Consider the following 21,174-nt stretch of genomic DNA (forward strand, 5'->3'; position numbering starts at 1 on the left):
CCCCATGCCGAAACTCCCCGAACTCTCCGCCTGGCTGCACACCCGGCTCCCCGCCCTGCTGGCCGAGCACCACGTGCCCGGCGCGGCCGTCGCCGTGTACGCCGGCGGCGAGATCATCGACCACGCCGCCGGGGTGCTCAACACCGGCACCGGCGTCGAAGCGGACGCCGATTCGCTGTTCCAGATCGGGTCGATCACGAAGGTCTGGACGACCACCCTGGCCATGCAGCTCGTCGACGAAGGCGTCCTCGACATCGAGGAGCCGGTCCGGAAGTACCTGCCGGAATTCGTGCTCGGCGACGAGGACGCGGCCGCGCGGATCACCGTCCGGCAGCTGATGTGCCACACCGCCGGGTTCGAGGGGGACATCTTCACCGACACCGGCCGCGGCGCCGACTGCATCGAAAAGTACGTCGCGACGCTCGGCGACGTGCCCCAGCTGTTCGCCCCCGGCGAGATGTTCTCCTACAACAACGCCGCGTTCTGCGTGCTCGGCAGGCTCGTGGAAGTCCTGCGCGGCAAGACCTACGACGAATGCCTCCAGGACCACCTGTTCACCCCGCTCGGCCTGACGCACGCGGCGCCGGGCCCGTACGAGGCGATCCGGTTCCGCGCCGCGCTCGGGCACCTGACGTCCTCGCCCGGCGCCGACCCCGAACCCGCGAGCACCTGGGCGCTGACGCCGTCCAACGCCCCGGCGGGCTCGATGCTCGCGATGCGCCCGCGGGACTTGGTCACGTTCGCCGCGATGCACCTGCGGGACGGCGAAGGCCCCGAAGGTACCCGCGTGCTCAGCGCGGACAGTGCCCGTGCGATGCGGGAACGCCTGGTGGAGCTGCCGGAACTCGGTATCTTCGGCGACGCGTGGGGGCTCGGCTGGTCGCTGTTCGACTCGCCCGGCGGGACGGTGGTCGGCCACGACGGCGGCACGATCGGCCAGTCCGCGTTCCTGCGCGTGGCCCCGGAGCACGGGGTCGCGGTGGCCCTGCTGACCAACGGCGGCGACACGATCGCCGTCTACACCGAGGTCGTCGCGCACGTCCTGCGCGAGCTGACCGGCATCGAACTGGCCGCACCACCGGTGCCGGACCCGGCCGCGCCGCGCGTCGACGCCTCGCGGTACGTCGGGGAGTACTCGTCGTCGGTGGCGGACATCGTCGTCAGCCAGGACGACGACGGCCGCGTCTGGGTCGAGCGGGTCCCGAAGGGGATCTTCGCGGAGCTGGCCAGGCCGGAGAAGACCGAGCTGGTCGCGATGAACGGCGACACGCTGATCCTGGCCGAGCCGATGCAGGGGATGTACGTGCCGCACGCCTTCGTCGGGGACGACGGCACCGGCCGCGCGCTGTACCTGCACACCGGCCGGGCCGATCGGCGGGTGAGCGCGTGAGTGCGGTCGAGGCGGAGATCGCCGGGGTCTTCGCCGAAGCGGACGCGCGCGGGTTCCTGCACGCGCGGGAGATCGGCGGCGGGCCGGAGGTGGCCGTCGGCGCGGACGACCCGGTGGTGCTGGCGTCGGTGTTCAAGATCCCGGTCGCCGTCGCCTACGCCCGCGAAGTGGCCGCCGGACGGCTGCACGAGACCGAGCGGACCCGCGTCGGGCCGCGCTACCGCATCGGCGGCATCGGCACCGCGGGCTGCGCCGACGACGTGGAGCTGAGCTGGCGCGACCTCGCGCTGTTCATGCTGACGATGAGCGACAACGCCGCCACCGATGTGATCTACCACCGGATCGGCCAGGACGCCGTCGACCGCCTGCTGGCCGACCTGGACCTGCGGCGCACCCGGCTGATCGGCTGCTGCGAGGACCTGTTCGCCTCCGTGTCCGCCGACCTCGGCGTGGCCGAAGGCGCCGACATCGACGCCGTGTTCGCCGGTGCGACCCCCGAGCAGACGTGGAAGCTCGCGGTGCTGGACCCCGAGCGCACGACGTCGTCCACCCCGCGTGAGCTCACCGAGCTGCTGGACGCCGTGTGGACCGACCGCGCCGGGGAACCCGCGGCGTGCGAGCGGGTCCGCTCGATGATGGCGCGGCAGATCTGGCCCCACCGCCTCTCGTCCGGCTTCGGCTCGGACGTCGCGATCGCGGCCAAGACCGGCACGCTGCCCGCGGTCCGCAACGAGGCCGGCGTCGTGTCCTTCCCGGACGGCGGCCGCTTCGCCGTCGCGGTCTTCACCCGCGCGAACTCCCTGGCCGAACGGCAACCCGCCATCGACGCGGCGATCGGCCGGGCCGGCCGCCTCGCCGTGGACCACCTGCGGAAGGAAACCCCATGACCTGCACACGGACGGCGGTGGTCCTGCTCGGCGCACTCGCTCTCGCGGCCACGGCCTGCGGGGGACCGGGTGGCGCCGATGCGGCCGGCGGCACCCTGGCCGACGGCAAGACGTTCACCGTCGGGATCGCGTCCGACCCCGGCAACCTCGACCCGCACATGTCGGTGCTGTCGGTGACCGGCCAGGTCGACCGGTTCCTCTACGACTCGCTGCTCGAACTCACCCCCGACGGCAAGCCGCTGCCCGCGCTCGCCGAAAAGTGGGACGCCACGACCACCACGGCGTCGTTCACCCTGCGGCCCGGCATCACCTGCGCGGACGGGGGTCACCTGACCGCCGCCGACGTCGCCGCGAACATCGTGTTCGTCGGCGACCCGGCGAACAAGTCGCCCTTCGCCGGCCTGACGATCGCGCCCGGCACGAAGGCCACCGCCGACGAAGCCACCCGGACGGTCACCGTGACCAGCGGCGCGCCCGACGCGTTCCTGCTCCGCAACGCCGGTGGCCTGCCGATCGTCTGCGGCAAGGGACTGGCCGACCGGAAACTCCTGGCCAAGGGCGGCAGCGGCACCGGCATGTTCGCCGTCTCCGAGATCGTGCCGAACGACCACTACACGTTCACCCGCCGCAAGGACTACACGTGGGGTCCGGGGGACTGGAAGGCGCAGCAGGCCGGCCTGCCGGACAAGGTCGTCGCCCGGGTCATCCCGAACACCTCGACGGCGGCGAACCTGCTGCTCTCCGGTGAGCTGAACGCGAGCCAGATCAACGGGCCGGACCGCCAGCGGCTGGAAGCGCGGAAGCTCTACCACGCGGACTTCCTCGCGCCGCTCGGGGAAATCTTCTACAACCAGGCCGCCGGGCGCCCCGGCCAGGACGAGTCCGTGCGTCGCGCGCTCACCCAGGCCCTCGACCTGGCCCAGCTCGGCAAGGTGCTGACCAACGGCACCGGCAAGCCGTCGCAGGGCCTGGTCACCGCCGAGCCGAAGGCGTGCTCGGGCGACACCGTCACCGGCCACCTGCCCGCGCACGAGCCGGCGGCGGCCGCGTCCGCTTTGGACAGTGCGGGCTGGAAAGCGGGTCCGGACGGCGTGCGCGCCAAGGGCGGCAAGCGGCTGGCGCTCACCGTCCTCTACGGCACCCAGCTCGGCCCGAACATGGCGCCCACCGCCGAATTGGCCCAGCAGACCTGGAAGTCACTCGGCGCCGAGGTCACGCTCAAGGCCGTCGACAGTCCGGGGCTGTCCCAGGTGCTGTTCGGCACCGGCGAGTGGGAGGTCTCGCTCGGGCCGGTCGGGCTCACGCTGCCCAGCCAGCTGGTCCCGTTCGTGTCCGGGCCGGTGGCGCCCGACGGGACCAACTTCGCCCACATCGCCAACCCGGAGTACGAGCAGGGCGTCAAGCAGGCGGCCGCGATGAGCGGCGAGGCCAGCTGCCCGGCCTGGCAGGCCGCGGAGACGGCGTTGGTCAAGCACGTCGACGTGGTGCCCTACATCGACTCCGTCGTGCCGTACTACGCGAGCGGTGCGCGGTTCGACGTCAGCCAGGGCAGCGTCACGCCGTCGTCGATCCGGATGTACGCGCGATGACCACCGCGGTGGCGCCCGCGCGGCTGCGCGGCGGGCCGTGGCCGGCGTTCGCCGCGCGGCGGCTGACCCGGTTCGCCGTCTCGTTGTGGGCGCTGGTCACCGCGGCCTTCCTGATGATCCACCTGGTCCCGGGCGACCCGGTGCGCGCGGCGCTCGGGATGACCGCCCCGGCCGACCTGGTGCGGGCGAAGCGGCTGGAACTCGGCCTCGACGACCCGCTGTGGGTGCAGTACGGGCATTACTTGCGCGGCCTGTTCACCGGCGACCTCGGGACGTCGATGGCGAGCGGCCAGCCGGTCACGGAGGTGATCGGCGACCGGCTGCCGGCGACCTTGCAGCTGGCGATCCCCGCCTTCGCCGTCGTGGTGGCCGTCGCGATCCCGGTCGGCGTCGTCTTCGCGGTGCTGACCCGCGGCGGCCGCCGCCGGGGCAGCGAACTGGCGTTCACGTCGGTGAGCGTCTTCCTCGCCGCCGTGCCGGAGTTCCTGGTGGCGGTCGCGCTGGTGGCGCTGCTCGCGGTCGGTCTCGGCTGGTTCCCGGTGGCCGGCGGCGACGACGCGAGCGCGTACGTGCTGCCGGTCGCGGCCCTGGCCACCGGGCCGTCGGCGGTGCTCGCCCGGATCGTCCGGGTGGAGCTGCTTTCCGTGCTCGGCGCCGACTTCGTCCGCACCGCGCGGGCGAAGCGGCTGCCCGCGCGGCTGGTTTACGTCCGGCACGCGCTGCCGAACGCGCTGACCGCGACCCTGACGCTGGGCGGGCTGATGCTGACCGGGATGGTCGCGGGCACGGTGCTGGTGGAGAACGTGTTCGCCTGGCCCGGCCTCGGCTCGACGATCGTGCAGTCGATCCTGCAGAAGGACTACCCCCTGGTCCAGGGGATCGTGCTGGTCTACGGCGTCGGCGTGCTGCTGGTGAACCTGCTGGTCGACGTCGCGCTCGGGCTGCTCGACCCGCGCTCGGCCATTCGGGAGGCGTGAAATGGCGCGACGCGGAACGTGGGCGGCGGCCCTGCGCACGCCGGTGGGGGCGTGCTCGGCGGTGCTGCTGGCCCTCGTCGTCGTCCTGGCGGCGCTGGCTCCGCTGTTGTGGGGCGGCGGCGCGGCGGCGATCGACACCGACGCGATCGGCCAGGGACCGTCCGGGGCGCACCCGTTCGGCACCGACTCCCTCGGCCGCGACCTGCTGCTGCGCACCCTGGTGGCGACTCGGCTCTCGGTCGGGCTGGCCCTGCTCGCGACCGTGATCGGCGCCGGCAGCGGCGTCGTGCTCGGGACGCTGCCGTCCGTGCTGCCCCGCCGGGCGGGCCGGCTGCTCACCGCGGTCGTCGACATCGCCGTCGCGTTCCCCGGGCTGCTGCTGGCCCTGTTCCTCGCGGTGATCTTCGGCGTCGGCACCCAGGGCGCGGTGCTGGCCATCGGGTTCGCGACGGCGCCGGCGTTCGCGCGGCTCGTGCAGACGCTCTCGGCGTCGGTCAGCGGGCGCGACTTCGTGGCCGCGGCCCGGATCGCCGGCGTCGGCCGGGTCCGGCTGCTGGCCCGGCACGTGCTGCCGAACATCGGCGAACCGCTCGTCGTCAACGCGACCATCGGGGCCGGCTCGGCACTGCTCGCCTTCGCCGGGCTGTCGTTCCTCGGGATCGGTGTGCAGGCCCCGGACTACGACTGGGGCCGCCTGCTGCGCGAGGGCCTGGACGGCATCTACGTCAACCCCGCGGCCGCGCTCGCGCCCGCCGCGGCGGTGGTGCTCGCCGGGCTGGCGTTCAACCTCGTCGGGGAGACGGTCGCCGCGGTGGTCGGGGTCCGGACCCGCGCGAGGAGGCGTGGGGCACCGCCGCTCCCGGCGGCGCGGCCGGCGCTCGGGGAGCCGCCCGCCGACGCGGTGCTGGTGGTGGAGAACCTCCGGGTGGCGTTCCCCGGCCCGGACGGCTGGACGGTACCGGTGCGCGGAGTCGGTTTCAGCGTCCGCGCCGGCGAAGCGATCGGCGTGGTCGGCGAATCCGGCTCCGGCAAGAGCCTGACCGCGCTGGCCGTGTCCCGCCTGGTCGAAGCGCCCGGCGTGGTCACCGCCGACCGGCTCGAGTTCGCCGGGAAGCCCCTGGCCGCCGCCTCGGACCGGGAACTCGGCACGGCGCTGGCCATGGTGTTCCAGGACCCGATGACGTCGTTCAACCCGGCCCGCCGCGTCGGCGGCCAGCTGGCCGAGGTGTCCGAGCAGCACCACGGCCTGTCGCGGCGTGCGGCGTTCGCCCGCGCGGTGGACCGGCTGGCCGCGGTGCGCATCCCGGCCGCCGAGCGGCGTGCCCGGCAGTACCCGCACGAGTTCTCCGGCGGTATGCGGCAGCGGGCGATGATCGGCATGGGCCTGATGGGCCGGCCGAAGCTGATCGTGGCCGACGAGCCGACCACCGCGCTCGACGTCACCGTGCAGCGGCAGGTGCTGCGCCTGCTGGCCCGCACGCGCGAGACCGAGGGCGCGGCGATCCTGCTGATCAGCCACGACATCGCGGTCGTTTCCCAGACGTGCGAACGGATGCTGGTGATGTACGCCGGCCGGATCGTCGAGGACCTGCCGACCGGGAGCCCGGCCCGGCACCCGTACACGCGGGCGCTGCTGGCCACCACGGTCGACCTGGAAACCGACCGCGACCGGCCACTGGAAGTCATCCCCGGCCGCCCGCCGGAACCCGGCCAGGTACCCGGAGGCTGCGCGTTCGCCGCCCGGTGCCCGGTGGCTTCGGAGCGCTGCCGCACCGAAGACCCGGTCCTCGAACCGGCGACCGGCGGCCACCGGGTCGCCTGCTGGCACCCGCAGGTCACCGTCCTTTCCGGACAGTCGCATGAGGAGGGTGCCGCGTGAGCGAGCCTGCGAGCGAGTCATTCAACACTGCGCCGTCCGCTCAGGCCGCGCCGAGCGTCAGCGAGGCGAGCGCATGAGCGCGCTCGAGTTCGACGCGGTGAGCGTCCGCTACGGCAAGCTGACCGCGGTCGACGGCGTCAGCCTGACCGTCCCGTCCGGACAGGTCGTCGGCCTGGTCGGCGAGTCCGGCTCCGGCAAGTCGACCCTCGCCAGGGCGGCGGCGGGGCTCGCGCCGGTCAGTGCGGGCCGGGTCCTGCTCGACGGCGTCGACGTGCGGCGGCTGCCCCGGCGCCGCCCGCTGCAGATGGTGTTCCAGGACCCGTATTCGTCGCTGGACCCCCGGATGGCGATCGGCGAGTCCATCACCGAGGCGATGCCGCCGGGCGCGTCCCGCGCCGAGCGGCGGGCCGAGGTCGCCCGGCTGCTCGAACTGGTGAACCTCGACCCGGGCAGCGCCGCGGCGCTGCCCGGCCGGCTCTCCGGCGGGCAGCGCCAGCGCGTCGCACTCGCGCGGGCGCTGGCCGGGCGGCCGAAGGTGCTGGTCGCCGACGAGATCACCTCCGCACTCGACGTCTCGGTGCAGGGCGCGGTGCTCAACCTGGTCCGGGACGTGCAGCGGCGGCTGGCGCTGTCGATGCTGTTCATCTCGCACAACCTGGCCGTGGTGCGGTACGTCAGCGACGTCGTCGCGGTGATGTACCTCGGCCGGATCGTCGAGGCCGGTCCCGCCGAGCAGGTCCTCACCGAGCCGAAGCACCCCTACACCCGGGATCTGCTGGCCGCCGCACCCTCGGCGCACCGCGGCCTGCTCGACGACACCGGCACCGACGCGCTCGCCGATGCCGAACCCGCCGACCCGAACCACCCACCGGCCGGCTGCCGCTACCACCCGCGCTGCCCGGTCGGGCCGCTCGTGCACGCCGACCGCACCGTCTGCGTCACCGCAGATCCGGCCGACGAGGCGGCGGCCCGGCCCCACTCCGCGGCGTGCCACTACGCCGCGAGCCATCCCACGAGGAGATCCGCATGACCCGACGTCCGGGCACCGACGACGTGTACGCCTTCGAGTTCCCCGAGCACCCGGCGATTTCGCCCGACGGCAGCCGGATCGCGTACGTGCTGCGCACCGCCGACCGCGACCGGGACACCGACACCCGCTCGCTCTGGCTGGTCTTGACCGAATCCGGCGAGGCGCGCCGGCTCACCCGCGGTCCCGCCGATCTCGAGCCGGCGTGGTCACCCGACGGCACGCGGCTCGCGTTCCTGCGGGCCCAGGACGGCCCCGCGCAGCTGTGGCTGCTGCCCACCGGCGGTGGCGAGCCGGATCAGCTCACCACGCTCCCGCTCGGCGCCGGGACCCCGGTCTGGCGGCCGGACGGCGCCGAAATCGCCTTCGCCGCCCCCGTCGACCTCGCCGCGGACGAGGGCGACGACGACGCGGCCCGGACCCGCCGTGCGAGCGCCCCGGTGGTCGCCGACCGGCTCGACTTCAAGGCCGACGGCGCCGGGCTGCTGCGGACGCTGCGCAAGCACGTCCACGTCGTCGACGTCGCCACCGGCGAGGTCCGGCAGGTGACGTCGGGGGACTGGCACGCGGGCGATCCCGCGTGGTCGCCGGACGGCTCGCTCCTGGCGTTTCCCGCGGGACCGGACGCCGATTCCGACCTGACGTTCCGCTCCGGCGCGTACGTCGTCGAGCCCGGCGGGGACCCACGGCCGGTCGGCTCCGGCGAGGGCATGTGCGGCACGGTCGCCTGGACCGCCGACGCCGCCGCGCTGCTCGTCGTCGGCCGCCGCGACACCGCGCCCGGGCACCTGGGGCTGCTGCGGATCCCGTTGGACGGCGGCGAAACCACCGATCTGGCCGCCTCGCTGGACCGCAACGTCATGCCCGGCGGGCCGGGCTACCCCGGCGCGCTCCCGCAGCTCTCCGGCGCCACCGTGCTCTTCTGCGTTCGCGACCGCGGTTGCACGCACCTGTACGCGGTCGACGCCGGGGGTGGCGAGCCGAGGCTCGTCGTCGGCGGCGCCGGGAACACGGTGGCCGCGATGTCCGTCGCCGGGGACACCGCGGCGATCGTGCTGGTCACGCCGACCTCCTACGGGGAGGTCGCCACGGTCGGCCTGCCCGGCGGGGAGATCGAGGTGCGCACCGCGTACGGGACCGGGGACCTCGAGCCGTTCGTCGCCGAAGAACGCGAGTTCACCGTCTCCGACGGCACGGTCGTGGCCGGCTGGCTGCTGCGCGACCCCGCCCGCACCGGCCCGCGGCCGCTGCTGCTGGACATCCACGGCGGCCCGCACAACGCGTGGAGCGGCACCGCCGACGCCGTGCACCTCTACCACCAGGAACTCGTCGCGCGCGGCTGGGCCGTGCTGCTGCTCAACCCGCGGGGCAGCGACGGCTACGGCGAAGCGTTCTACACCGCGGCGGTCGGCGCCTGGGGCGTGGCCGACGCCCGCGACTTCCTCGAACCCCTGGATGACCTGGTCGCCGAGGGCGTGGCCGACGCGCGGCGGCTCGCCGTGGCCGGCTACAGCTACGGCGGCTACATGACCTGCTACCTCACCAGCCGGGACGACCGCTTCGCCGCGGCCGTCGCGGGCGGGGTCGTCAGCGACGTGGTCAGCATGGCCGGCACCTCCGACAGCGGCCACTACCTCGGCGTCGCCGAACTCGGCGCGCTCCCGGCGGAGAACCGGGCGCACTACGCGGCGCTTTCCCCGCTGTCCCAGGTGGAAAAGGTGCGCACGCCGACCCTGGTGGTGCACGGCGGCGCCGACGACCGCTGCCCGGCCGGGCAGGCCGAGCAGTGGTTCACCGCCCTGCGCGAGCAGGGCGTCCCCACCCGCCTGGTGCTCTACCCCGGCGCGGCACACCTGTTCATCCTCGACGGAAAACCGTCGCACCGGCTGGACTTCAACCGCCGGATCGTCGACTGGGTCTCCCAGTACGCGGGCGAGCCGGGCAAGCCGGCGCGGGTGCCGCTCGACGCCGCGCACTGGCGACGGCGCCTGGCCGCGCTGGCGCGCAAGCACCGCGTGCCGGGTGCGTCGCTGGGCATCCTGCGCGGCGACGACCAGGTGCTGGCGAGCCACGGCGTGCTGAACACCGCCACGGGGGTCGAAGTCACCGACGACTCGGTGTTCCAGATCGGCTCGATCACCAAGGTGTGGACGGCCACGGTGGCCATGCAGCTGGTCGACGAGGGCCTGCTGCAGCTGGACGCGCCGATCGCCGACGTGCTGCCCGAGCTGCGGCTGGCCGACCCGGACGTCACCAAGCAGGTGACCCTGCGGCACCTGCTCACCCACACGAGCGGCATCGACGGCGACGTCTTCACCGACACCGGCCGCGGCGACGACTGCATCGAGAAGTTCGTCGGCCTCCTCACCGAGGTCGCGCAGAACCACCCGCTCGGGGCGACGCTGTCCTACTGCAACTCCGGGTTCGTGCTGGTGGGCCGGGTGATCGAGCAGCTCACCGGCCTGACCTGGGACGCGGCCCTGCGCGAACGGCTGTTCACCCCGCTCGGCCTGACCCGCACCGGCACGCTGCCGGAGGAGGCCCTGCTGCACCGCGCGGCGATGGGCCACGTCGCGGCCGGTGACGGCGAGCCGCGGCCGGCGCCGGCGTGGGGCCTGCCGCGCTCGGCGGGCCCGGCCGGGCTGATCACCGCGCCGGCGGCGGACGTCCTGGCGTTCGCCCGGATGCACCTGGCCGGCGGCCTCGACGTGCTGTCCGGCGCGTCGGCGGCGGCGATGACCGAGTGGCAGGCGGACATGCCCGACAAGCACACCCTCGGCGACTCGTGGGGCCTCGGCTGGATCCGCTTCGACTGGGACGGCCACCGCGTCATCGGCCACGACGGCAACACGATCGGGCAGTCGGCGTTCCTCCGGCTCCTGCCCTCCCACGGGCTGGCCGTCACCCTGCTCACCAACGGCGGCAACACGCGCGACCTGTACGAAGAGCTCTACCGCGAGATCTTCGCCGAGCTCGCGGGGGTGGCGATGCCCCGCCCGATCGGGCCGGCCGCCACGCCGCCGTCCGTGGACTTCGCGGAGTTCCTCGGGGTCTACGAGCGCGCGTCGATGCGGATCGAGGTTTTCGAAGGCGGCTCGGGCCTGCGGCTGCGGCAGACGATCACCGGCCCGATCGCCGCGCTGGTCCCGGAACCGACGACGGAACACGACCTGATCCCGATGGGTGGCTCGCAGTTCGTCTTCCGCGAGCCGGGCGCGCGGTCCTGGATCTCGGCGACGTTCTACACGCTGCCGACGGGGGAGCGGTACCTGCACTGCGGTGTCCGCGCGACCCCGAAGACCAGGTAGCTGCGGTGAACTCCCGCTTCCGCTCGCCGAGCGGAAGCGGGACTTCCCTCAGTGGTGCGCAGCGGCCTGCGGGGCCGGCCCGCGCCGGATCAGCCAGCTGCCCGCGAAGGCGACCAGCCCGACGACTCCGGCGACGATGAACGCGGCCCGCAGGCCCGAGGCGTCCGGGCTGGCCGCCGTCGTGTCGTGGCTGCCCAGCGTCGCCACACTGACGAACACCGCCGTGCCGAGCGCGCCCGCCACCTGCTGCAGCGTCGAGAGGATCGCGCTGCCGTGCGAGTACAGGTGCTCGGGCAGCACGCCCAGCGACTCGGTGAACAGCGGCGTCATCATCAGCCCCAGCCCGGCCATCATCAGCACGTGGATCCCGATCACCGCGACCAGCGGCGAATCCGGCCCCAGCACCGCGAACAGCCACAGCGAAGCGGCCATCGCCGCCGCGCCGGGGATGACCAGCGGGCGCCCGCCGACCTTGTCGAACAGCGCGCCGACCGGGCGGCCCAGCAGCCCCAGCACCAGCCCGCCGGGCAACACGGCCAGCCCGCTGACGAACGTGCTCGTGTGCAGCACCGTCTGCAGGTACAGCGGCAGCAGGATCGCCGCGGCGCCGATCAGGCACACGAACAGCAACGCGGTCAGCACCAGCGCGACAACGAAGCTGCGGTGGGTGAACGGCCGCAGGTCCAGCAGGGCGCGGTCCCGGCGCTGCAGCCGCAGCTGCCGCCAGGTGAACACCACCAGCGAGGCGACCCCGACGACGATCGGCACCCAGCCCGGCACCGGCGGCTCGGCCCCGGCCTGCTCCCCGCCCGACGACAAGCCGTACAGCACCCCGCCGAACCCGATCGCGGACAGCAGCACCGACGGCACGTCCAGCGGCACCTGACGGCGTTCACTGTCGAGGCGCAGCATCAGCGCACCGGCCACCAGCGCGGCGACCGCCAGCGGCAGCACGATCCAGAACATCCAGCGCCAGCCCAGCGACGACAGCACCGCACCGCCGATGGTCGGCCCGATCGCCGGCGCGACCGCGATGACGATCGTGATCGTGCCCATCGTCGCGCCGCGTCGCTCCGGCGGCACCAGCCGCATCACCGTCGTCATCAGCAGCGGCAGCATCACCGCCGTGCCGCACGCCTGCACCACGCGCCCGGCCATCAGCAGCCCGAACCCGGGCGCGAGCGCGCTCAGCAGCGTGCCCAGGCTGAACGCCGACAGCGAGAACAGGAACACCTGCCGCGGCGAGAATCGCTCCAGCAGGAACCCGGTCGTGGGGATGACGACCGCCATGGTCAGCAGGAACCCGCTGGTCAGCCACTGCACGGTGGTCGTCGGCACGCGCAGGTCGACGGTCAGGTCGCGCAGCGCGACGCTCAGGATCGTCTCGTTGAGGATCATCACGAACGCGGAAAGCACGAGAACCCCGATGAGGAGTCCCGAGCGCGCCGGGGGGCGGTTCACGTCGGCGGGCGGGGTGGACACGGTTTCGGTCATCGGGGTGGGACTCTCCTGGTCGGCCGGGACGGCCGTGCCGAACACGGACGTCCTTCGCAGTGTGCCCGTTTCGGGCCTCTCCTGTCAGGCGGTTTTCGGTACACCGGACCCCCTGCGCGGCCGCTCCAGACGTCCGATATGCTTTCGTCAACACAAAGTTCCGCAGCGCGCGATTAGCTCAGCGGGAGAGCGCTTCCCTGACACGGAAGAGGTCACTGGTTCAATCCCAGTATCGCGCACCACGAGTCCACCCCCCGGACTTCGTGGCAGGCGGCACCGCGGGCGATTAGCTCAGGGGGAGAGCGCTTCGTTCACACCGAAGAGGTCACTGGTTCGATCCCAGTATCGCCCACGAGATTCGCTGGATGAGCCCTGTTCGCGGAAAGCGCGAACGGGGCTCATCTCGTTGTGTCCTGTGGGGGCCGAGCCCCCACACCCCCGCCGGGGGCACGCCCCCGGACCCCCCCGGGTGGTTGCGTTGCGCTGTGGGGGTGCTGTCGGGTGGGGGTGGCTTTGATCCACTTCGGAATCTTTGCTCACAGCAGGCGGCGCTGGTGCACGTCGGCGGTGATCGTGTGGACCATCTTCGCCAGCTCGCCTGGTTCGGGGAGGGTTCCTTGTTGGCGACCCGCGAAGAGCAGGTGAGCTGCTCCGATCAGGGACAGGGACAGGGAATCCACCTCCGCGTCCGCCGCGATGCGGCCCTGTTCGCGTTCGGCTGACAGGTAGGCCGCCAGCATCTGCCGCGCTTCCACCAGGAGCGGCACCCCGTTGCCCCGGTGGCGCAAGCGAATGCGGAGTTCGTCGCGGAAGAAGATCAGGCTCGACAAGGCCACGGTGACCGGGTCGAACAACTCCGTCAGGGCGTCGACGAGGTTCTCCGCGACCGTTCGGGTTCCCGCCCCCGCCCGCAGGAGTACCCCCTGGTCCGTCAGGCGGGCGATGCGGTCGCGGACCAGTTCGGCCAGGAAGTCGTCGAAGTCGGCGAAGTGGCGGTGCAGGACACCCTTCGCGACGTCGGCCTCGGTGGTCACCGCCCGGCTGGTCAGCGCGGCCGGCCCGTCGCGGAGCAGGACCCGCTCGGCCGCGTCGAACAGCTGCTTGCGCACATCGCGCAGGTGGACCCCGGTCGGCATGCCCCCATTCTCCGGTACGCCCGGCGGTTGCCCTAGTGGGCGAGCGCCCATTAAAGTGGGCGCATGCCCACTCAACCTCATGAAGCGCGTGCGATGGCGGAATCCTTCGGGACGGACGCCGAACGCTACGACCGGGCGCGGCCGGAGTACCCGCGCGAGCTGGTGGACCGCGTCGTCGCCGCGAGTCCGGGACCCGACGTCCTGGACGTCGGCTGCGGAACCGGCATCGAAGCCCGCCAGTTCCGGGCGGCGGGCTGCCGGGTGCTCGGCATCGACCCCGACGAGCGGATGGCCGCCTTCGCACGTCAGGGCGGCATCGACGTCGAGGTGGCGAAGTTCGAGGACTGGGCCCCGGCCGGCCGGACCTTCGACGCGGTCGTCGCCGGCCAGGCGTGGCATTGGGTGGACCCGGCGACGGGCCCGGCCAAGGCGGCGCGGGTCCTGCGGCCCGGCGGGCTGCTCGCGGTGTTCGCCCACGTGTTCCAGCCGCCGGCCGAGGTGGCGGCGGCCTTCGCGGCGGCGTGCCGTCGCGTGCTCCCGGGTTCGCCGTTCGCGGGCGAGTCCCGGCCGGCCGCGGAGATCTACGACGTGATGTTCACCGGATTCGCCGACGCGATCGCCAAGGAGGACGGCCTCGGCACCCCGGACCGCTGGCACTTCGAGTGGGAGAGGACGTACACGCGCCCCGAGTGGCTCGACTTCCTCCCCACAACGGGCGGCTTGACGCGGCTGCCGCCGGAAAAGCTGTCCGAGGTGCTGTCCGAGGTGGGCGCGGCCATCGACGGGCTGGGCGGCAGCTTCGTGCTGCCGTACACAACGTTGGCGGTGGTCGCGACCCGCCTTGACAAATAAAGTTGTCGGTGAGATCTTGGCTGAAGCCGAGGAAAACCTCGACTTCATCCGGCCCAACTGGGGGAGAGACCATGTCTTTTCAGGCTTACCTCGACAACGCGGAGAAGCAGACGGGCATCACCCCCCGAGCGTTCCTCGACCGCGCGGCGGCCAAGAACCTCACAAAGCCGGCCGAGATCATCACGTGGCTGAAGGAAGAGCACGCCCTGGGTCACGGCCACGCAACGGCAATCGCCAGGCTGATCACCAAGGGACCGGAGTTCGTGGCCGAGCACCACACGGGAGGAGTCCTCCACCTGGACGGCCTGGCGTCCCGCCCCTGACCGCCGGCTGCGCTCGCCCCACCGGCTTGGCACCGGCCTCGACCGGCTAGTTTCGACCGGTTCTGCTCGCCCCCGAGCACCGGCTGCGCTCACCCCCACCGGCTTGGCAGCCCGCCTCGACCGGCCAGCCCCTGACCGGTCTGGCTATTTCCGCCCCTCACCGGCCGGGGCCGCTCGCCCCTGCCCACCCCGGCGAGCACACCCCCCTGCCAACCCGATACGCAGCCGCATCAGCGGCCGGCACGCCGGGTCAAGGCACGCTTTCCCGCCTTGACGCGGCGTGACGGCCGTTGAACAATCCGGCGTTCGGGTCGGCGGAAGAGGGAATCCGCGAGTTGCTTCGCTAACCACGCGAGATGCCCGCCGGTCACGCGGCAGGAGCTGAAACTCATGGGACTCAGCACGGAACTCGCGTGACTGGGCACGGATCTCGCGTGATTGAGCACGGATCTCGCGTGATTGAAAACGGATCTCGCGTGGCTGGAGAGACGTCTCGCGTGATTGAAGGGACATCCCGCAAAGGGCTCACCCGGCGTCGATCGGCCCGAGGAACGTCCCACCGGACACATCCAACGTCCGCCCGGTGATCCACCGCCCGCCCGGCCCGGCCAGAAACCCCACCACGTCCGCAACATCCTCCGGCTCGCCGATCCGCCCGAGGGCCGTGATCGCCGCGAGGCCCGTCGCTGCCTCCGGGATCGCGAGCATCGGCTCCGTCATGTCCGTGCGGATCGGCCCCGGCGCCACCGTGTTGACCGTGATCCCGCGCCGGCCCAGCTCGTTCGCCAGCGTCGGCGCCAGTGCCTCGATCGCCGCCTTGCTCACCGTGTACCCGATCTGGGTCTGAACCGCGATGCGGGTCGCCATCGATCCGACCGTCACGATCCGGCCGCCGTCGTTCAAGGCCGGCAGCAGGCGCTGGATCAGCAGCATCGGCGTCTTCACGTTGACCGCGAGGAGCCGGTCCAGTTCCTCCTCGGTCAGGGTGCCGATCGAGCTGTGCGAGCTGATGCCCGCATTGTTGACGAGGATGTCGAGCCCGTCGCCGCCGAACGCCGAGGTGACCGCGTCGGCCAGCCGGTCGACCGCCCCGGGTTCACCGAACCGGGCCGCCACCGGGAAGGCGCGGCCGCCCGCCTTTTCGATCAGCGCGACCGTTTCCTTGGCCGCCACTTCGTTGCCGCCGTGGTGCACCGCGACCACCGCGCCGTCCGCGGCCAGCCGCAGCGCCACCGCGCGGCCGATGCCCCGCGAAGCCCCTGTCACCAAAGCGTTCTTCGTCATGTCCGGCTCCTCCGGGTCCGTGCCGGGCCCGTGGTGGCCCGGTGTTGTCCCGAAGGTTTCCGTCTGCCGCTGACCGGACGCGCACCACGCGCACCTCCCGCCAGCGCGTCGGTCAGCGGGCGGCCGCGACGGCGGGTTCGCGCGGAGCCGGCGCCGGGGACCGCCGCGGCAGGAACGCGGCCACGGCCAGCGCGATCAGCGCCGCCGCCGACCCCATCCCCAGCACCAGCCGGAAGCCGTTCTGCGACGGCAGGGTCGCCGGCCCGAACGAAATCGTCAGCCGGGCGAGGATCAGCCCGGCGGTGGCGCTCGAAACCGACGTGCCGATCGAGCGCATCAGCGTGTTGAGGCTGTTGGCCGCCGCGGTTTCCGACACCGGCACGGCCCCCATGACCAGCGCCGGCATCGCGCCGTAGGCGAGCCCGATGCCCGCGCCGATGACGCTCGAAATCAGCACCAGGTGCCAGGTCGCGCTCATCAGGACGATGCCGAGCGCGTACCCGGCGGCGACGACCACCGCGCCGAGCATCAACGTCGTCTTCGGGCCGCGGGTGGCCGAAATGCGCGCGGACACCGGTGCCAGCGCCATCATCACCAGCCCGGACGGCGCCATCACCAGACCCACGGCCAGCATCGACTTCCCGAGGCCGTACCCGGTGGCCGCCGGCAGCTGCAGCAGCTGCGGCAGCACCAGGGACATCGCGAACATCGCGAAGCCGAACACCGCGGAGGCGATGTTGGTCAGCAGCACCTGGCGCCGCGCGGTCGTCCGCAGGTCCACCAGCGGCTGTGCCGTCCGCAGCTCCCAGCGGCCCCACAGCAGCAGGACGACGACGGCGATCGCGAACAGGCCCAGCGTCGGCGCGCTGCCCCAGCCCCAGTCGGCGCCCTTCGAGATGGCCAGCAGCAAGCACACCAGCGCGATCGACAACCCGGCCGCGCCGGGCACGTCGAACCGGCCGCCGGTCCGGACCGGCGACTCCGGCACGAGCGCGACGACCAGCGCCGTGACGACCACGCCCAGGCCGGCCGCGGTCCAGAAGAGCGCGTGCCAGTCGGCGTGTTCGGCCAGCAGCGCGGCCGCGGGCAGGCCCAGCGCGCCGCCGACGCCGAGCGATGCGCTCATCAGCGCCGTGGCGGAGCCGAGCCGTTCGGCGGGCAGCTCGTCGCGCATGATGCTGATCCCGAGCGGGATGACGCCGGCGGCGAGGCCCTGCAGGGTCCGCCCGGCGACCATCGGCACGAGGCTGTCGGACAGCGCGCCGATCGTCGAGCCCGCGACCAGCGCGCCGAGGCTGATCAGCAGCATCCGCCGTTTCCCGTACATGTCGCCGAGCCGGCCCATGGTCGGCGTCGCCACCGCACCCGCGAGCAGGGTGGCGGTGATGGCCCAGGTGGCGTCGGCCGCGGAGGCGTGCAGCAGCCCGGGCAGCGCCGGGATCAGCGGGATGACCAGCGTCTGCATCAGCGAGACGGTGATGCCCGCGAGGGCGAGGACCGCGACGACGAGGTTCGCGCGCGGCGAGGCCTCCCGGGCGGACGTGGATGGGTCGGGCACGAGCGGTCCTCCGGGAGCGGTCGAGGGGCGCGGTCGAGTTAAATCAGTCGCTTGACTTAGCTTAGCAGTCTTCGGTTGACTGATCACGAACCGACGGCCACCGCGGAGGAACCATGACGAGCACCGCCGAGATCCCCGAGTTCCCGATGACCCGGGACGCGGGCTGCCCGTTCGACCCGCCGCCCGCCGCCCGCGCGCTGCAGGAGGAGACCCCGCTCGCCCGGGTCCGGCTGTGGGACGGCAGCACGCCGTGGCTGGTGACCCGCTACGCCGACCAGCGGGCGCTGCTGGCCGATCCCCGCGTCAGCGCCGACGTCACGCGGCCCGGGTACCCGAGCCCGGCGCCGCTGCCGAAGGGCGGCACCGGCATCAGCTTCATCCTGATGGACAACCCCGAGCACGCGCGGCTGCGCAAGATGGTGACGGCGCCGTTCACGATCCGCCGCGTCGCCGCGATGCGCCCGGCCGTGCAGAAGATCGTCGACGACCGGATCGACGAGCTGCTGGCCGGCCCGAACCCGGTCGACCTCGTCGAGGCGTTCGCGCTGCCGGTGCCGTCACTGGTGATCTGCGAGCTGCTGGGCGTCCCGTACGCCGACCACGGCTTCTTCCAGGAGAACAGCAAGGTCATCATCCGCCGCGACGCCCGGCCCGAGGAGCGGGCGGCCGGGCACCGGGCGCTGATCGGCTACCTCGACCAGCTGGTGGGCGAGAAGCTCGAGCACCCCGCCGACGACCTGCTTTCCGGGCTCGCCACCCGCGTCGCGGCGGGGGAGCTGACGCGGGGTGAAGCGGCGCAGATGGGCGTCCTGCTGCTCATCGCCGGCCACGAGACGACGGCCAACATGATCGCGCTCGGCACCCTCGCCCTGCTGGAGCACCCGGACCAGCTGGCGCTGCTGCGCGAGAGCGACGACCCGGCGCTGGTCGCGTCGGCGGTCGAAGAACTGCTGCGCTACCTGAACATCACGCACAACGGGCGCCGCCGCGTCGCGCTGGCGGACATCGAGATCGCCGGGGAGACCGTCCGCGCGGGCGAGGGCCTGATCATGGCCAACGACATCGCCAACCGCGATCCGGAAGTCTTCCCCGCCGGCGACCGGCTGGACCTGACCCGCGACGCGCACCGCCACGTGGCCTTCGGCTTCGGCGTCCACCAGTGCCTCGGCCAGCCGCTGGCCCGGCTGGAGCTGCAGGTCGTCTACGGCACGCTGTACCGGCGAATCCCCACGCTGGCGCTGGCCACCGACGTCGGGAAGATCCCGTTCAAGCACGACGGGTCGGTGTACGGCGTGTACGAGCTGCCGGTCACCTGGTGAGTCAGACGCTGCGCAGCACCGACACGACCGCGCCGAGGATCACCGCGCGATCGCCGTCGATGACGTCGTAAGCCGGGTTGCGGGGCTCGAGGTACACGTGGCCGTCGCGGCGGCGGTAGACCTTGACCGTCGCCTCTTCGTCGATCATCGCCGCCACGATCTGACCCGAATGGGCTTCGGACTGCTGCTTGACCACCACGATGTCGCCGTCGCAGATGGCGGCGTCGATCATCGAGTCGCCGCGGACGCGCAGGCCGAACACCGTGCCGCGGCCGGTGAGGTCGCGGGGCAGCTTGAGGACGTCGTCGGTGTGCTCGATGGCCGAGATCGGGGTGCCCGCCGCGATGTCGCCGACCACGGGCACCGGCACCGAGTCGCCGTCCTCGGCGGACGCCGGGCCGTGCAGGAACGCGCGCACGTCGATCGGGCGCGACACGGTGGCGCCGCGGCGCAGGAAACCCTTGTCTTCGAGGCTGGCCAGGTGCTTCGACACCGACGACGTCGACTGCAGGCCGACGGCCTCGCCGATCTCGCGGGTGCTGGGGGAATAGCCGTGCTGGACCACCCAGTCCCGGATCGCGACCAGGATCCGCTGCTGCCGCTCCGGCAGGGCCGAGGGGTCGAGGTGCTCGAACGTGTCGTCGTAGGTGGTCACCGGCGTGATCCTAGAGGCAGGCGCCCCGCGTCCCGCCGCCGGTCCGGCCGGTGCGGTCCCGCTCAACGGAACACCGGGTGACAGTTGGCGCCTTACCAACATCAACCAGGACTTTGCCAGCCGTTGACCTGGGTAACGAATCGACGTATGGTCTAGACCACAATTTTCCTTCGCTCGCAACCCTTCCCGTCGCGGCGGACCTCCATCGAGGCCGGGGCCGCGGCTTCGCCGTGCCCGGCGGCGGGAGGCGAGCCTTTCGGAGAAGGAGCTGGTATGAACCGCAAACTGGCCGCGGCCGCGGCGGGTGTCCTCCTGGCCCCCGTCCTGGTGGTGCTCAACCCCGCCGGGATCGCGAGCGCGCACGGCTACGTCAGCTCGCCGGCCAGCCGGCAGGCGCAGTGTGCCCAGCACGTCGTGGCGTGCGGGCAGATCCAGTACGAGCCCCAGAGCGTGGAAGGACCCAAGGGCCTGCGGTCCTGCAACGGCGGGGTGGCCCAGTTCGCCGAGCTCAACGACAACGGCAAGGGATGGCGCGCCGCGAAGGTCGGCCGCACGGTGACCTTCAACTGGACCTTCACCGCCCGCCACCGCACGTCGAACTACCAATACTTCATCGGCGGCCAGAAGATCGCGGAGGTGAGCGGGAACGACCAGCAGCCGCCGTCGACGGTCGCGCACCAGGTGAACCTGGGCAGCCACACGGGCCGCCAGACGGTGCTGGCGGTGTGGAACATCGCCGACACGGCGAACGCGTTCTACGCCTGCATCGACCTGCAGGTGAGCTGAACCGGCGCGGCCACCGGGCCGCACCGTCCACAGTGGCCGGACGGGCCGTGTCACCCCCTCGACGACACGGTCCGCCCGGCCTCCTTCGCGGCGACGAACCGCTTGCGCACCTCGACGACTTCCGTCAGCGCGGCCACGGCCTCGTCCTGGCGCCCCACGGTGGAGAGCAGGAGGGCGTGGGTGCCGAGGCTGCCGGCCAGCATCCTCAGCAAAGCTCCCGTCGGCACTGCCTGCCCGGGGTCATCGCCCCGGGGACGACGCAGTTCCACGGCCTCGGCAGTGGCCTCGACCCCCTCCTCGCCGAAGCCGAGGTCGAGCAGCTGCAGCGACTTCTTCAGCAAGCAGTCGGCCAGCGGCCCGGCCCGGTAGACCCCGGGGGTCTGCCGGTCGCGCTCGGGGTGCGCGGCCGCCCGCGCGGCGACGGCGCCGAGCACCAGGGGCAGCCCGCCGCAGAAGCCGAGGAGCTCGTCCGCGCCGCCGGTGGCCGCCCGGCGCGCCCCGATCGAGGCGGCCAGGATCTGCCGCGCCTCGGCGTCCGGCAGCGGCGCCAGCGGGAGGCTTTCCGCGCCGGAGCCGTGGGGCTCCCCGGGAGCAGGAGCTGCACCTGGTTGGAGTGCCGGGCGCCGTCGAGCACGACGAGCAGCCGCTTGCCGGTCCCGCCGCGGCGGTAGAGCGCGGCCCGCTCTTCGTCGCCGCCGGGAATTTCGCGG

Annotated in this window: 17 protein-coding genes and 2 tRNA genes; 13 read left to right on the forward strand and 6 right to left on the reverse strand. The window is 72.9% G+C overall.

Annotated features, from left to right (window positions below):
• The first annotated feature begins 4 nt into the window (after positions 1-4).
• The 7 genes from QRY02_RS07245 to QRY02_RS07275 all read left to right on the forward strand — a co-directional run bounded on the left by QRY02_RS07245 (position 5) and on the right by QRY02_RS07275 (position 11,057).
• Positions 5-1,390 (forward strand): serine hydrolase domain-containing protein, encoded by a 1,386-nt coding sequence (locus tag QRY02_RS07245; RefSeq protein ID WP_285990722.1) that lies wholly within the window; start codon positions 5-7, stop codon positions 1,388-1,390.
• Positions 1,387-2,277 (forward strand): serine hydrolase, encoded by an 891-nt coding sequence (locus QRY02_RS07250; RefSeq protein WP_285990723.1) that lies wholly within the window; start codon positions 1,387-1,389, stop codon positions 2,275-2,277. Before QRY02_RS07245 ends, QRY02_RS07250 begins: the two co-directional genes overlap by 4 nt.
• On the forward strand, positions 2,274-3,866 hold the full coding sequence (locus QRY02_RS07255; RefSeq protein ID WP_285990724.1) for an ABC transporter substrate-binding protein: 1,593 nt from the start codon (positions 2,274-2,276) through the stop codon (positions 3,864-3,866). The genes QRY02_RS07250 and QRY02_RS07255 overlap by 4 nt, the downstream gene beginning before the upstream one ends.
• Complete coding sequence (locus QRY02_RS07260; RefSeq protein ID WP_285990725.1) at positions 3,863-4,843, forward strand: ABC transporter permease; 981 nt, start codon at positions 3,863-3,865, stop codon at positions 4,841-4,843. The genes QRY02_RS07255 and QRY02_RS07260 overlap by 4 nt, the downstream gene beginning before the upstream one ends.
• A gap of 1 nt (position 4,844) precedes the next feature.
• Positions 4,845-6,722 carry a dipeptide/oligopeptide/nickel ABC transporter permease/ATP-binding protein gene (locus tag QRY02_RS07265; RefSeq protein ID WP_285990726.1) on the forward strand — a complete coding sequence of 626 codons (1,878 nt, stop codon included), beginning with the start codon at positions 4,845-4,847 and terminating at the stop codon, positions 6,720-6,722.
• 73 nt (positions 6,723-6,795) lie between these two features.
• Positions 6,796-7,752, forward strand: coding sequence for an ABC transporter ATP-binding protein (locus QRY02_RS07270; RefSeq protein WP_285990727.1), 957 nt, complete (start codon positions 6,796-6,798; stop codon positions 7,750-7,752).
• Positions 7,749-11,057: a serine hydrolase gene (locus tag QRY02_RS07275; RefSeq protein ID WP_285990728.1), complete on the forward strand. Its 3,309-nt coding sequence runs from the start codon at positions 7,749-7,751 to the stop codon at positions 11,055-11,057. The genes QRY02_RS07270 and QRY02_RS07275 overlap by 4 nt, the downstream gene beginning before the upstream one ends.
• A 48-nt stretch (positions 11,058-11,105) precedes the next feature.
• Here QRY02_RS07275 and QRY02_RS07280 read toward each other — a convergent pair whose 3' ends face one another.
• Positions 11,106-12,551 (reverse strand): DHA2 family efflux MFS transporter permease subunit, encoded by a 1,446-nt coding sequence (locus tag QRY02_RS07280; RefSeq protein WP_285993786.1) that lies wholly within the window; start codon positions 12,549-12,551, stop codon positions 11,106-11,108.
• Between the two features lie 167 nt (positions 12,552-12,718).
• Here QRY02_RS07280 and QRY02_RS07285 point away from each other — a divergent pair.
• Positions 12,719-12,793, forward strand: a tRNA-Val gene (locus QRY02_RS07285).
• Positions 12,794-12,831: 38 nt separating this feature from the next.
• A tRNA-Val gene (locus QRY02_RS07290) sits at positions 12,832-12,903 on the forward strand.
• A 184-nt stretch (positions 12,904-13,087) separates the two neighbouring features.
• On the opposite strand, the gene QRY02_RS07295 is transcribed toward QRY02_RS07290, so the two are convergent.
• Positions 13,088-13,687, reverse strand: a complete 600-nt coding sequence (locus QRY02_RS07295; protein ID WP_285990729.1) for a TetR/AcrR family transcriptional regulator — start codon at positions 13,685-13,687, stop codon at positions 13,088-13,090.
• A 93-nt stretch (positions 13,688-13,780) separates the two neighbouring features.
• Between QRY02_RS07295 and QRY02_RS07300 the strand changes: the two genes are divergently transcribed.
• Together QRY02_RS07300 and QRY02_RS07305 are read left to right on the forward strand one after the other, a co-directional pair.
• The gene (locus QRY02_RS07300) at positions 13,781-14,539 is read left to right on the forward strand and encodes a class I SAM-dependent methyltransferase (RefSeq protein ID WP_285990730.1); all 759 of its coding nucleotides are present in this window, start codon (positions 13,781-13,783) and stop codon (positions 14,537-14,539) included.
• A 71-nt stretch (positions 14,540-14,610) separates the two neighbouring features.
• Positions 14,611-14,862, forward strand: a complete 252-nt coding sequence (locus QRY02_RS07305) for a DUF4287 domain-containing protein (protein WP_285990731.1) — start codon at positions 14,611-14,613, stop codon at positions 14,860-14,862.
• 525 nt (positions 14,863-15,387) lie between these two features.
• Here the strand turns inward: QRY02_RS07305 and QRY02_RS07310 are convergent.
• On the reverse strand, positions 15,388-16,146 hold the full coding sequence (locus QRY02_RS07310) for an SDR family NAD(P)-dependent oxidoreductase (protein ID WP_285990732.1): 759 nt from the start codon (positions 16,144-16,146) through the stop codon (positions 15,388-15,390).
• Positions 16,147-16,258: 112 nt separating this feature from the next.
• Positions 16,259-17,704: an MFS transporter gene (locus QRY02_RS07315; protein ID WP_285990733.1), complete on the reverse strand. Its 1,446-nt coding sequence runs from the start codon at positions 17,702-17,704 to the stop codon at positions 16,259-16,261.
• Between the two features lie 113 nt (positions 17,705-17,817).
• Here QRY02_RS07315 and QRY02_RS07320 point away from each other — a divergent pair, with 113 nt between their 5' ends.
• A complete protein-coding gene (locus tag QRY02_RS07320; RefSeq protein ID WP_285990734.1) occupies positions 17,818-19,023 on the forward strand; it encodes a cytochrome P450 in 1,206 nt (401 codons plus the stop codon).
• A 1-nt stretch (position 19,024) separates the two neighbouring features.
• Here QRY02_RS07320 and lexA read toward each other — a convergent pair whose 3' ends face one another.
• Entirely contained in the window at positions 19,025-19,678 is a 654-nt protein-coding gene (gene lexA / locus QRY02_RS07325; protein WP_285990735.1) for a transcriptional repressor LexA, read from the reverse strand.
• Positions 19,679-19,951: 273 nt separating this feature from the next.
• Between lexA and QRY02_RS07330 the strand changes: the two genes are divergently transcribed.
• The gene (locus tag QRY02_RS07330) at positions 19,952-20,464 is read left to right on the forward strand and encodes a lytic polysaccharide monooxygenase auxiliary activity family 9 protein (RefSeq protein WP_285990736.1); all 513 of its coding nucleotides are present in this window, start codon (positions 19,952-19,954) and stop codon (positions 20,462-20,464) included.
• Between the two features lie 50 nt (positions 20,465-20,514).
• Here the strand turns inward: QRY02_RS07330 and QRY02_RS07335 are convergent, their stop codons facing one another.
• Positions 20,515-20,898, reverse strand: coding sequence for a hypothetical protein (locus tag QRY02_RS07335; protein ID WP_285990737.1), 384 nt, complete (start codon positions 20,896-20,898; stop codon positions 20,515-20,517).
• Positions 20,899-21,174 lie beyond the last annotated feature (276 nt).

It is taken from the genome of Amycolatopsis sp. DG1A-15b (assembly GCF_030285645.1).
Taxonomy (GTDB): Bacteria; Actinomycetota; Actinomycetes; order Mycobacteriales; family Pseudonocardiaceae; genus Amycolatopsis.

What these genes read in the sequence shown, in the direction of transcription:
- QRY02_RS07270 (WP_285990727.1), top strand. Translation starts at nt 6,796, where the DNA reads ATGAGCGCGCTCGAGTTCGACGCGGTGAGCGTCCGCTACGGCAAGCTG.
- QRY02_RS07275 (WP_285990728.1), top strand. Translation starts at nt 7,749, where the DNA reads ATGACCCGACGTCCGGGCACCGACGACGTGTACGCCTTCGAGTTCCCC.
- QRY02_RS07255 (WP_285990724.1), top strand. Translation starts at nt 2,274, where the DNA reads ATGACCTGCACACGGACGGCGGTGGTCCTGCTCGGCGCACTCGCTCTC.
- QRY02_RS07260 (WP_285990725.1), top strand. Translation starts at nt 3,863, where the DNA reads ATGACCACCGCGGTGGCGCCCGCGCGGCTGCGCGGCGGGCCGTGGCCG.
- QRY02_RS07265 (WP_285990726.1), top strand. Translation starts at nt 4,845, where the DNA reads ATGGCGCGACGCGGAACGTGGGCGGCGGCCCTGCGCACGCCGGTGGGG.
- QRY02_RS07280 (WP_285993786.1), bottom strand. Translation starts at nt 12,551, where the DNA reads ATGACCGAAACCGTGTCCACCCCGCCCGCCGACGTGAACCGCCCCCCG.
- QRY02_RS07295 (WP_285990729.1), bottom strand. Translation starts at nt 13,687, where the DNA reads ATGCCGACCGGGGTCCACCTGCGCGATGTGCGCAAGCAGCTGTTCGAC.
- QRY02_RS07330 (WP_285990736.1), top strand. Translation starts at nt 19,952, where the DNA reads ATGAACCGCAAACTGGCCGCGGCCGCGGCGGGTGTCCTCCTGGCCCCC.
- QRY02_RS07320 (WP_285990734.1), top strand. Translation starts at nt 17,818, where the DNA reads ATGACGAGCACCGCCGAGATCCCCGAGTTCCCGATGACCCGGGACGCG.
- QRY02_RS07305 (WP_285990731.1), top strand. Translation starts at nt 14,611, where the DNA reads ATGTCTTTTCAGGCTTACCTCGACAACGCGGAGAAGCAGACGGGCATC.
- QRY02_RS07300 (WP_285990730.1), top strand. Translation starts at nt 13,781, where the DNA reads ATGGCGGAATCCTTCGGGACGGACGCCGAACGCTACGACCGGGCGCGG.
- QRY02_RS07310 (WP_285990732.1), bottom strand. Translation starts at nt 16,146, where the DNA reads ATGACGAAGAACGCTTTGGTGACAGGGGCTTCGCGGGGCATCGGCCGC.
- QRY02_RS07245 (WP_285990722.1), top strand. Translation starts at nt 5, where the DNA reads ATGCCGAAACTCCCCGAACTCTCCGCCTGGCTGCACACCCGGCTCCCC.